Origin of the sequence: Paenibacillus sp. VTT E-133291 (genome assembly GCF_002264395.1) — a bacterium.
Classification (GTDB): domain Bacteria; phylum Bacillota; class Bacilli; order Paenibacillales; family Paenibacillaceae; genus Paenibacillus_AQ; species Paenibacillus_AQ nitricinens.
This window is the reverse complement of the sequence record NZ_NFVA01000032.1, coordinates 54,659-66,412: the sequence shown is the minus strand read 5'-3', so window position 1 is coordinate 66,412 and position 11,754 is coordinate 54,659. Positions and strand designations below refer to the sequence as shown.

Below are 11,754 nucleotides of genomic sequence, written 5' to 3'. Positions count from 1 at the left end.
CCCCCCCCCCCGTTCACACGAAAGTGTTGAACGGGGGGTTTTGTTAGTGTCTCGGCGCCCAAAGAATGACCGATACGCCGATCACACAAATTACAGCACCTACCCAGTCATATACATCGGGTGTCTTCTTGTCCACGAGCCAACCCCATAACACAGCGAGCACGATAAACACCCCGCCGTAGGCTGCATACACTCTTCCGAAGGACGGAAACTTCTGCAACGTAGGGATAATGCCATAGCTAATCAGAATTAAAGAACCTACCAAACCGTACCAGAGAGGTCGTGATTCTCTTAGCCATAACCATACTAAATATCCGCCTCCAATCTCAGCAAGGCCGGCAATTACAAATAGCAGAATGGCAGCAACCATGTCATCCCTCTTTCCTATTGAACTCTAAAAAATCAAAATGATTGGCGAAATATGATACAACGTCATCATAGGAGCCACTCACATGAAATTGTGCTGGAGCAACACTAATACTAGTAGGAGCACAGCCTCTAGCAGCTCATTCAGCGCGCCATACACATCGCCGGTGAGCCCGCCGAGCCGGCTGCTAATCCGCCGCGCAGCCACGGTGCCGCTGGCCAAGGCTGCAGCCGGCAGCAGGAACGCTGCCGCCAGATGCAGCGGCCACGCGGCGAAGCCAGCGCCAAGCGCCAGAGGCGCAGCGGCTGCGGCTAGCGAGAGCAGCGCGGCTATCGCCAGCGCGCGCCGCTCATGCGAGGGAGCGAGGCCGGCGAAGCCCGCGGCCAGCCCCTCGTTCCCGCGGGCAATGGGATAATGCACCATTGCCCGCACCATATACCAGCGGCTCCAGATCGCTGGCAGCAAGAGCAGTGGCAGCTCGTAATAGGCGTAGCCTTCGATTAATGCTGCCACTAATGAAGCCTTTAACAGCAAGAGCAGCACGCAGGCGAGCACACCCATCGCACCCACACGGCTATCCTTCATAATCTCCAAGATCCGTTCCCTCGGTCGGTAGCTTAGCAGACCATCCGCACTGTCCATCCAGCCATCGAGGTGCAGACCTCCGGTGAGTCCTACCCATAGAATGAGGGTAATGACAGCGGCTGGCCAAGCTGGTAAAATCAATCCCGTCAAAGCTGCCCCAGCAGCTACACACAGTCCGATAGCTGCACCCACCACGGGATAGAACAACACACTTCGGCGCAGCAGCTCAGGAGAAAATCCGGGATCACTCTTTACAGGAAACCGGGACAAAAACTGAAAGGCAGCCGCGGCAGCATCCCTGCGCTCCCTCATAAACGATACTCCCTGCTCTTAAGTTCAATTGGAATGCCAGCAGTCACTAAAAAAACCTGCTCGCATTGCCGAGCAAGCAGCGCGTTCATACGTCCTGCCAGATCACGGTACAATCGGCCAAGCTCATACTCCGGAACAATACCGTCTCCAACCTCATTAGTGACCAAAATGAGGTTTCCTTGAAATGTGCGTACACTGTCTTCAAGTCTTGTAATCTCGCTCTCTATCAACTCTTGCCTATCCGTAAATCCTTCCATGGCTAGCAGTACATTCGATAACCACAACGTTAGGCAATCTACGAGAACCGCCTTTTCACCAGATAAACGCTTAAGAAGATCTGGCAAATCATAAGGCTCCTCTAACGTCTCCCAAGCATATCCGCTTTGCGAGCGCTGTTGCTGATGCAGTGCAATTCGTTCATTCATTTCATCATCAAACGCTTGTCCGGTTGCAACATAGAAGGCCTGATCTGCCAGTGACGACATCAATTTTTCTGCAAAACCACTTTTCCCGCTACGCGCGCCTCCCGTTACAAGAATACTCATTGTTTTCCAGCTCCAGAGATGCCTGCACTTTCAAAGGTGGCCATTTCGCTTAAAATACGGCATATCGCCTCAATTAAATGAAGGGACAATACGCCTCCAGTTCCTTCACCCAAACGAAGACCCAGGTTAAACAATGGTTCAAGACCAAGCTGCTCAAGCATCAGCTTATGTCCCTGTTCTCCTGATAGATGAGAGCCAATCATATAAGCAATGGATTCTGGTGCAAGCGCCTTCGCCACAAGAGCCGCCGCGCCCGAAATAAAACCATCCAGAATGACAGGTACCCTAGCAGCGGCTGCGCCAAGAATCAGACCAGTCAAACCTGCGATTTCCAGTCCCCCTACTTTGGACAATACATCCAGCGGATCTGCCGGATTCGGCTGATTCACCTTTAAAGCGCGTTCCACAACTGCAATCTTATGTAGTAGACGTTCATCATCAATTCCCGTTCCTCTTCCAACGGCTACTTCAGGTGGTATTCCTTTTAGAGCACACAGAATGGCTGCGCTAGCCGTTGTATTTCCTATGCCCATTTCACCTGTAATAAAAATCTCCGTCCCGTTCTCAATCGCTTCTTGTGCGATTCTTATACCTACAAGCACAGCACTCATCGCTTCTTCACGACTCATCGCAGGTCCCACGGCTATATTATCCGTTCCTCGGCGCACTTTACGTTCAATCAGATCCTCATGACTAAGGTCGCCGTTAACACCGATATCTACGAACTTTACCTCAGCCCCAGCTTGGCGTGCCAGTACATTCACCGCCGCTCCTCCGCTGAGAAAATTATAGGCCATCTGCATGGTGACTTCCTGTGGAAACGCGCTAACTCCCTCGCAGCATACACCGTGATCGGCAGCCATCACAACTACCGTTCGTCTGGTGAAACTAGGCTGCTCCGTACCCGAAATTCCGGCGAGCTTAACGGCCAAAGTCTCCAATTGTCCCAGGCTGCCTGGCGGTTTGGTCAGAATGTTCAGGCGGTGCTCCGCTTTTAGGAAAGACTGTTCATCAGCCGGTGTGATTCGTTTAATTACTTCTTGAATAGATGAAATCATATTTTAACCTCCAATTAAAGATATCCGTATAACCTATTCTATCTTATCTACACAGAAAAGCCCCCATCTATGATAGATGGGGACCACTAGAATTACAACTTCACTTTCATAAATCCTTCGATTCTCTCCAACGCTTCCGTCAATTTTTGTAGGGATGCTGCATAAGAGCAGCGAATATACCCTTCTCCACCCGCTCCAAACACATGGCCCGGAACCGCAGCAACACCAACCTCCTTAAGCAGCTGCAAAGCGAAATCCTCTGACTTCATTCCGGTATTAGCTATGGAAGGAAAGACATAAAATGCACCCTCCGGCTCGTGGCAAGGTAAACCAATAGAACGAAATCCACTAACCAGCAGCTTTCTTCGTTCATCAAAGCATCGTTTCATGTGGTCCTTATGTTCCATACCGTTCCGTAGTGATTCAATGGCAGCGATTTGACCTAGTATTGGAGCACACATCGCAGTGTACTGATGGATTTTGAGCATTGCAGCAATTAATTCCTGATCACCACAAGCATAACCTACTCTCCAGCCAGTCATCGCAAAAGCTTTGGAGAAGCCGCTAATAACAATTGTTCGTTCCAACATCCCGGGAAGTGCGGCAATGCTGACATGCTGACGATCATAGGTTAGCTCGGCATAGATTTCATCTGATATGACAAGTAAGTTATTCTCTTTTACAATCTGTGCAATGGGCAGCCAATCCTCGTAAGTCATTACTGCCCCTGTAGGATTAGTCGGAAAATTAACCATAAGAATCTTGGAACGCGGGGTAATTACCTGCCGCAACGCTTCAGGAGTAAGCTTAAACCCCTGCTCGGCTGAAGATTCAACCTCTACTGTAACCCCACCGTTCAAATGAGTAATCGGCGAATACGCAATATAGCTCGGAGAAGGGACGATAATCTCATCCCCGGGTGTAATAAAGGCCCGCAGAGCCAAATCCACGGCTTCACTGCTTCCCACTGTAACCATAATCTCGTTAGTTGGCTCATAGCGGAGATTGAAGCTTGTATGCAGATAAGAGGCGATCTCTTCTCTAAGCTCCAACAAGCCGGAATTTGGTGTATACATCGTCTCCCCATTATTCAAAGCACGAATACAGGCAGCTCTTACATGCTCCGGTGTAACGAAATCAGGCTCGCCTACACCAAGCGATATAATATCCTGATTCCCTGTACTTAGGTCAAAAAAAGCCCGAATCCCCGAGGGAGCAATCTCCCGTACACGCGGAGTAATCCATTCATTATGCATGACTGAGCACCTCTTCTTTCGGACTCTTTTCTGTTAGGGAAAGGGAAATGATCTCGTCCAGCAGTCCGCTGAAGGTGTAGCCTGCCGCTTGCGCGCTTTTTGGTAAAAGACTCGCCTTCGTCATGCCCGGTAATGTATTCACCTCCAGCACATACGGAATACCATCCTTGATTAGCATATCCACCCTTGCATACACACTGCATTTTAGTGCTTTGTAGCAAGTTAAGGCTGCATTACGTACTCGCTCATACACCTCAGCTGGTAGGTCAATGACCCGTTCGTCTGCCCCGCCATCATCGTATTTCGCGCTGTAATCGAACCACTCCGCATGTGACGAGGTGATTCCCAAAACGGGCAGCATCTCCCCATTTAGAATAGAACAAGTGATTTCCTGACCTTGAATATAGCTCTCGATCAGAATTGACTGATCACAGGCAAAAGCCTTCTGTACTGCGCTGAACAGCTCCTCGCTACAGCTCACCTTTTCCATACCGATACTCGAACCACCTGAACATGGCTTCACCATAACAGGATATCCAATCCGCTCTACGGCTTCTTCAGAATAATCCTTCATACTATCCCAGCACAGCCAATCCGCTGTATGGACGCCTGAGCAGCGCATAAGCTTTTTGGAAAGATCTTTATCCATACAAATGCTGCTAGACAAAACGCCACTACCCGTATAAGGAATCCCCATCGTCTCCAGCGTCCCCTGAACCGTACCGTCCTCTCCGTAAGCTCCGTGGAGCGCAAGCAGCGCGATATCGATTCCTTTTGCCTGCTCAATAAGCTCTTCACGCTTGGTGATCACTATTGGAGTAACCTCATATTTATTGGGATCTAGATTCTTCAAAATCTCTCTACCACTATTCATGGATACCTCATACTCTGAGGACACCCCGCCCATAATTACGCCTACCTTCATCTTCATCTCAAGCACCTCTTTATCCCATTAGTTGTCGTGCTGTTGTGCCAATAATCTCGATCCCCTTGCGGATATCCTCATCCGTCACTCTGGAGAAACCGATCCGTATCGTATTTTGACCTTTACCGTCTGTGAAGAATATATCTCCTGCTGTAAAAATAACCCCTTGCTCATGACAGGCCGCCAGCAGCGCCCTTGTATTAAACCCCTCCGCGAACGTTACAAAAAGATGCAATCCGCCATCCCCTGATAACGCCATATAAGGAATAAACTCCTTACAGCATTGCAGGGTTAATTCATATTTCCGTTTATATTCCGCTCTGGCTTTTTTCAAATACTTCTCTAAATGTCCACCCAATAAGTATTGATACAAAATGGATTGATCCAGTGTAGAGGTATGAATGGTACGTGCGCGCTTGACGCTTTCAAGGGAATAGATCAGCTCCTGATCTGCCAGCACCCAACCTACGCGTAGTCCCGGAAAAAGTACTTTTGAGAAGCTACCTAGATAGATTACGCTGTTGCCGCTACCTGCTGCTGCGATAAGTGGAGCCACATGTGAGCCCGAATAGCGTAATTCCTCGTTAAAACCATCCTCGATCACGGGGATTTGGTACCGATTCATCAGCTTCATTAGCCGCTGTCTTTTCTCAGGAGACATTACAATACCGGTCGGATTATGATAAGAAGGGACAAAGTAAGCACAGTCAAAAGCTTGCTCCAGCAATGCCTTCTCCAGCTCAACCAGATCAATCCCATCACGCTCCATAGGAATCCCGGTGATCTCAAAGCCGTTCAGCTTGAGATTTTTGATCGCCGTATGATGCGTCGGATTCTCACAGATGACCGAACCATTCTTTTTGCTAAGTGCAGACAATACAATATCGAATCCCTCTGTAAAGCCGTTGGTAATCAATATGTCCTTGCCCTTCATTTCAACGCCTTTGTGCTCCATGTACTGCTTCAAATAGTCTATTAAAGGCTTATACCCTTTGGCATATCCATAATTTAGTAAGACGTTGCCTTCCACCGACATACGATCCATAAAGGAGCGTTTCACATTATCTAGATCAAAAAGACTCTCATCAGGCGCGATGCTCGTAAAGGAGATCGTCCCCTTTTCCGCTCGTATGCCGCGCTTCATGATATCCAGATCCTCCGCCAGCCGCGCATGATCATTGATACGCGACTTCCAGTCCATCGTCCAGGAAGAGATTGTTTCACTGCCAGGAGGTGTAGGTGCCACATAACTTCCCTGACCCTGCACGGCATACGCAAATCCATCATCCTCAAGCTCTGCATAAGCAGAGATTACTGAGTTACGGCTAACCTTGAGCAGTGTACTGAGCTCTCTTGTAGAGGGCAGCTTTTGATTCCCTTGCAGACCGCCTTTTATGATTAAGTGCTTCATATAGTCTTTAATTTGTATATACACCGGCCGTCCGGCTATGAGCTTAAAATCCTTAAACATCTCTTTGGTCGCCTCCATAGCTATCATGGCACAATCACTCGCTTAAAAAAAGAACCACAGCCAAGGGATTTTTCTCCGGCTGTGGTTCTATGAGCGATGTTCTTCAATTAATTGCTTATAATCGATCCGTCTTTGACGCAGCCAAGAGCTGAAATCGACGATAACATGCTTTTCACTCAGCACAATAAAGCCTCTCCCTTTTACATTTAAACATCGAAAATATCGTTTAAGATGTATATAATGTAAGGGTAACTCATCGTTACAAAATAATTTCTCGAGAGATAGGGATGAGGATATGGTGAAATCAGTCCAGCAAACCTCCTAAAATTAAAAATGAAATAATTTTTAGGAGGTCATTATAAATGATTTTTAACCCGATTGTCATTGATAACTGGAATAGAAAACCCTATTTCGAACACTATTTAAACAATGTCAAATGCACCTATAGCATGACCGTAAATATTGACATTACCCTTCTACTGTCAGAGCTTAAAAATATGGAAATTAAACTGTACCCAGCAATAATCCACATGATAACTACGGTTGTAAACCGCCACAGTGAATATCGCACATGTTTTGATTCCGAAGGCAGATTAGGTTATTGGGATAGCTTGTCGCCTAGTTTTACAATTTTCCATGATGATGATAAAACTTTTTCAAGCATTTGGACTTTATACGGTGAAGAATTTAATGTTTTCTACAGCCGTTATCTGGATGATATGAAAATGTACGGAAATGTTAAACAATTATTCGCTAAAGCAAACGAACCACCTAACACCTTCCCTATTTCTAGCATTCCGTGGGTCAGCTTCACATCCTTTAACCTGAACGTGTATAACGAGGGAAACTATTTACTACCCATATTTACTATGGGGAAATATACTCAACATGACGAAAAAATACTATTGCCAATATCAGGACAATTCCATCATGCCGTTTGCGACGGCTACCACGCCAGTTTGCTGTATAATAAACTGCAATCACGAGCAGACACGTGTAAGGAATGGTTGCCCCCAAGTAATAAGCCACAATACTCCGCAGACGGAGAACAATAGATAAACAAAAGGGTTCTATATATTAGGCATGCCTAATATATAGAACCCTTTTTTCATTTGATTTACTCATCAATTTCCCGAAATATCTGCCGACCATTGCCCGTTCTGCCAAAATAATTTGAGTACCATTGCTGTTCCCGGAGTAGGTGCAACTGCGCTGTAGAATGTGACCTCTGGAACTACCTGTGCAAGGATATTCCGGATTACACCACCATGCGTCACTACCAATACCCTGTTTGTTATTATCTCATCCTTGCTCTCCGTAATTGCAGCCTGCACAAATGTATCCTTAGCCGCTCGTCCCAGATCTGACAGGAAGCTACGCAACCGTTCGTCAAACTGCGCCCATGTCTCTCCATCTGGTGGTGTAACCGTTGAAGGATTATCAATCCAGCTTCTATAGAGTGAGTTATCCTTCAACTCCTCATAAGTACAGCCTTCAAAGGACCCAAAATTCATTTCACGCAGACGCTGATCGTAGACAGTTACCTTCTCTAGCGAAGGGGAAATGTAAGCTAAGGTCTCTCGACATCTAAGCAAATCGCTGCAAAACACTCGCCAGAAACCATTTGATACCTCAGACCCCCGTTCAGTCAGCCCATCAAGCTGCTGCTTAAGCTGAGATAGCTGCTCTACTGCATCAGTAAGCAATGGGAGATCCGTATGTCCTAAGTAACGATGCTCAGCATTCCACTGAGTATGCCCGTGGCGAATAAGTACTAATTCTAGCTCTATACAAGGAAACGCCATGTCTAGCATCAGCCTCCAATCCATATCCAAGCTAGGGCTGCGCAGATAGTAACGAATATTGAAGAGCAGAGCATCATCATCCGCGAGGTCTGAATAATATCGTCCGGCTCCATCGGTCGTACCGGATCACCCATATAAGCTCGGAATGAAGCGACACCGTGATATACATTCTCTCCTCCGAGACGGATACCAAGTGCGCCCGCAACAGCGGATTCCGGATAACCGCTGTTAGGGCTTGGATGAAGACGCGCATCCCGCTTCACCATTTGTAGACATCTACGCCAATCCAGACGAAGAAGCCATGCACACAGAGTCAAGAGCAATGCCGTTATCCGCGCCGGAATAAAGTTAGCGACATCATCTAGCCGAGCAGATGCCCAGCCGAGATCTCGGTATTTATCATTCTTATATCCCACCATGGAATCGAGTGTGTTTACTGCTCGATAAGCCATAGCAAGCGGTGCGCCACCGATGAGCGCATAGAACAATGGAGAAATAATCGCATCGACGATGTTCTCTGCTACAGTCTCTACCGTGCCGCGCACAATTTCCGGGGAATCTAGCGAAGTCGTATCACGCCCCACGATCATTCCCAGCGCCTTGCGGGCAGCAGGAATATCGCCTTTACGGAGTTCCACGTACACCGCCATCCCTGCATCCTTCAGTCCCTTGGAGGCAATCGTCGTCGAAATCAACCAAGCCTCGGCTATCCAGACAAGCCAAGGTGAGATGATCGACAGGAGCCATAATAGGATGGCTGTCAGTGCCCAAGCACCGCCCGCCACACACAGCGGAAGTAATACTCCCGCTCTCCGCAGGCTTTGCGGTCTGGACCATAGAAGGCGGATCACCCGCTCCAGAGCCGTGATTGCTTTGCCCATACCAATTACGGGATGGGGCAAGCTACGCGGATCACCTACGAGACGATCAATTACATAAGCCGCAAGCAGCACTAAAGCGATTGTCACAGGCGATCACCTCTGTACATTCTCCAGCAATTCCAGCTACCGATTCTCATTAGCTGTCCTTCCTTGCCTGCACCGACAGCAAGCTGCCCTTCACTGCGCTATATACAAGGCGTCCGATTGCGCCCCCAAGGTCGGTAGCGGTTCCGGCATAGACATGCTCTGCGCTGTATCGCCCGCTTTGGCTCACAGCGAGCACGATGGCATCCGTTGTTGTTCCGGTTGCGATCAGCCCATTCTCGGGATCAGTAATCCCGAGATCGGCCAGAGCAGCAGCTTTCGCTTCGACAGCTGTCTGCACAGCATTGACCATGGCCGCCGGTGTCAGGCGGCCATCAATACCTAACATGATGTTAATCGTACCTGGTCGATAAACAGCCAGCACATTGCGTTCCACACCCGCGCGCGCAGCATTTCCTGCGGCAGCAGTAACGCAGACAAAAATACCCGCTGAGCCTGTGTCTTCCTCAGCTACCGCTGCATGCTCTAACGGTACAGCCGTCATCAGACCGGCACAGCCAGATAATGAATAACCCCACTCGCGGAGCTTATTCTCCATATCTTGAACAGGATCACTACATTCATAATTACGGTCAACATATAAATTAACGGCCCGCTCTAACCGATTCATTCCTCCACCATAGAACGCACTCGATAATCCATCTGCTTCAGCAGGCAGCTCAAGCAGCAGATGGTTTCCCTTCCACTGCAAAACAAGCCCCGGCCATATGGCCGAATGGTACTCTTTAACACCTCCTGCGAGGTCAAATGGAATCTTTATTTGCACCATATCTCGATCTGCTCCTTCCACAGCTCATTACTTTCATCCATTCATCCAACAAGCTTGGCTGTCGCTTCTTCTCTTTCCCAGAAACCTCACCCAAAAGCCGCCTAATCTTCTATCTCAGCAAATGACTATCTGCTCTAAAATCCACTACAACACATACCTCTAATATCCACCTAAAAATCCGTCCCTCACCCATCTATTGCACTTTATACAACAGATTCAGCTAGAAACACTAGCAAAAGCCATTCTGCTGTATTTCTTGCAATAGAATGTCACGAAAAAATCTAATTCACATCATTCTCCAAATTTCTATTGTACAAAGTGCTATAGAATCGAATTCCTGCGCCAGCAAAACGAATTCTGTTGTACGATATACAACGAATGCACTTTGGAGGATGTCCATCAGAAGCTACCTCACCAAACTTTGTCACAACCTAATGATGCGAGCTGAACCCTGACATCTGGTATCAAATCCCAACTTCTGCGCGCTTGAGTCACTTAGGCAATAGAATTTCAGCCTTCTCTATGCCACCCGAGTCACTTACGCTACAACAGTCACTTAACGCAGCCCTCTAAGCTACATAGGTCACTTATCCGCCAGCATTTCCTTCATCTGTTTGAGCAGCCGGACATTATCCTCATGTCCCTTAACGGCTACTCGGATATGCTCGTCTCCTAGACCGGGGTACATAGCACAGCTGCGCACCAGTATACCGACACGCCCAAGACGGGTCTGCATCTCAGCCGCACTCCACGGCGAAGGCAGGCCACAGAGCAGAAAGTTGGCTTCGCCTGGCGGCACATCGCAGCCTAGCTGCATAAGGCCTTGCCGCAGCAGGTCCCGTTCCGTGGCGATCAGTTCGCGTGTGCGACGTCCATATTCGTGTCCACACTCCAGGCAGGCTTCGCCCGCCAGCAGCGCCAAACCATTCACGCTCCAGGTAACCTGCTTTCCGGTCATCGCCTTTGCCAGCTCCGGATGCGAAATGGCAAACCCGAGACGCAATCCGGGAATTGCATAAAATTTCGTCATCGACCGCACCAAAATCGTATGCGGAAACTGATCCAGATCCGGCAAAAGCGTATTTCGTTCTGCTTCTGGAATAAAATCAATAAAAGCTTCATCTACAGCCAAATACGTCCCGTAGCTTTCAGCCTTCTGCGCTAACCAGCGCAGCTCATCCACAGTATACTGAACGCCATTAGGGTTGTTCGGCTGTCCAAGGAACAGCAGCTCAACCTTCTCCAGCAGCCCGGCAATCTCGTTCACTCCAGCTCGGAAGTGCTGTTCCCTTGTCCCTTGAACAGATAATACTTCTGCGCCGAATTGCACAGATAGCTGCCGGTACTCAGAGAAACAAGGTTCTACGATACCTACCTTTTGCGGAGAAATCGCAAGCAGCAACAATGCCATAGATTCTGCGGCTCCGTTGCCTACTGTCAACCAACTACTATGTATACCAAGGTCCTCTGCTAGCAGACTTTTGAAGCGTCGATGTCCAGGGTCAGGGTAGGCAACCACCGTAGACAACGCTGTTCTGAGTAGCTCTAAGACGGCTGGCGGAGGGCCGAGAGGATTGATGTTTGCACTGAAATCAAGAAATATGCCACCAGCCTCCTCATAAAGTTCCGCAGCTGTTAGCAAATCACCGCCGTGGCCGTATTTTTCAAGCATATT

12 protein-coding genes are annotated in these 11,754 nt (G+C 48.3%); 1 reads left to right on the top strand and 11 read right to left on the bottom strand.

Features of this window, described 5'->3' with window-relative positions:
* Positions 1-43: 43 nt before the first annotated feature.
* The 7 genes from CA598_RS14810 to pdxR form a co-directional block, all read right to left on the bottom strand.
* A complete protein-coding gene (locus CA598_RS14810) occupies positions 44-370 on the bottom strand; it encodes a YnfA family protein (RefSeq protein WP_042185628.1) in 327 nt (108 codons plus the stop codon).
* Positions 371-448: 78 nt separating this feature from the next.
* Positions 449-1,264 (bottom strand): adenosylcobinamide-GDP ribazoletransferase, encoded by an 816-nt coding sequence (cobS, locus tag CA598_RS14805; protein WP_094876992.1) that lies wholly within the window; start codon positions 1,262-1,264, stop codon positions 449-451.
* Positions 1,261-1,809 (bottom strand): bifunctional adenosylcobinamide kinase/adenosylcobinamide-phosphate guanylyltransferase, encoded by a 549-nt coding sequence (cobU, locus tag CA598_RS14800; protein WP_094876991.1) that lies wholly within the window; start codon positions 1,807-1,809, stop codon positions 1,261-1,263. Before cobU ends, cobS begins: the two co-directional genes overlap by 4 nt.
* Positions 1,806-2,867 carry a nicotinate-nucleotide--dimethylbenzimidazole phosphoribosyltransferase gene (gene cobT, locus CA598_RS14795; protein ID WP_094876990.1) on the bottom strand — a complete coding sequence of 354 codons (1,062 nt, stop codon included), beginning with the start codon at positions 2,865-2,867 and terminating at the stop codon, positions 1,806-1,808. Before cobT ends, cobU begins: the two co-directional genes overlap by 4 nt.
* Before the next feature lie 92 nt (positions 2,868-2,959).
* The gene (locus tag CA598_RS14790; protein WP_094876989.1) at positions 2,960-4,123 is read right to left on the bottom strand and encodes an aminotransferase class I/II-fold pyridoxal phosphate-dependent enzyme; all 1,164 of its coding nucleotides are present in this window, start codon (positions 4,121-4,123) and stop codon (positions 2,960-2,962) included.
* On the bottom strand, positions 4,116-5,048 hold the full coding sequence (locus CA598_RS14785) for a D-alanine--D-alanine ligase (RefSeq protein ID WP_094876993.1): 933 nt from the start codon (positions 5,046-5,048) through the stop codon (positions 4,116-4,118). The genes CA598_RS14790 and CA598_RS14785 overlap by 8 nt, the downstream gene beginning before the upstream one ends.
* Positions 5,049-5,067: 19 nt before the next feature.
* The gene (gene pdxR / locus CA598_RS14780) at positions 5,068-6,519 is read right to left on the bottom strand and encodes a MocR-like pyridoxine biosynthesis transcription factor PdxR (protein WP_094876988.1); all 1,452 of its coding nucleotides are present in this window, start codon (positions 6,517-6,519) and stop codon (positions 5,068-5,070) included.
* Positions 6,520-6,881: 362 nt separating this feature from the next.
* On the opposite strand from pdxR, the gene catA reads away from it, so the two are divergent.
* The gene (gene catA / locus CA598_RS14775) at positions 6,882-7,574 is read left to right on the top strand and encodes a type A chloramphenicol O-acetyltransferase (protein WP_094876987.1); all 693 of its coding nucleotides are present in this window, start codon (positions 6,882-6,884) and stop codon (positions 7,572-7,574) included.
* Between the two features lie 69 nt (positions 7,575-7,643).
* Here the strand turns inward: catA and CA598_RS14770 are convergent, their stop codons facing one another.
* The 4 genes from CA598_RS14770 to CA598_RS14755 form a co-directional block, all read right to left on the bottom strand.
* Positions 7,644-8,324, bottom strand: coding sequence for a histidine phosphatase family protein (locus CA598_RS14770; RefSeq protein ID WP_094870633.1), 681 nt, complete (start codon positions 8,322-8,324; stop codon positions 7,644-7,646).
* Between the two features lie 8 nt (positions 8,325-8,332).
* Entirely contained in the window at positions 8,333-9,292 is a 960-nt protein-coding gene (gene cbiB / locus CA598_RS14765; protein WP_094876986.1) for an adenosylcobinamide-phosphate synthase CbiB, read from the bottom strand.
* Between the two features lie 49 nt (positions 9,293-9,341).
* Positions 9,342-10,079, bottom strand: coding sequence for an adenosylcobinamide amidohydrolase (locus CA598_RS14760; RefSeq protein WP_094876985.1), 738 nt, complete (start codon positions 10,077-10,079; stop codon positions 9,342-9,344).
* A 583-nt stretch (positions 10,080-10,662) separates the two neighbouring features.
* Positions 10,663-11,751 carry a pyridoxal phosphate-dependent aminotransferase gene (locus tag CA598_RS14755; protein ID WP_094876984.1) on the bottom strand — a complete coding sequence of 363 codons (1,089 nt, stop codon included), beginning with the start codon at positions 11,749-11,751 and terminating at the stop codon, positions 10,663-10,665.
* Between the last annotated feature and the right edge of the window lie 3 nt (positions 11,752-11,754).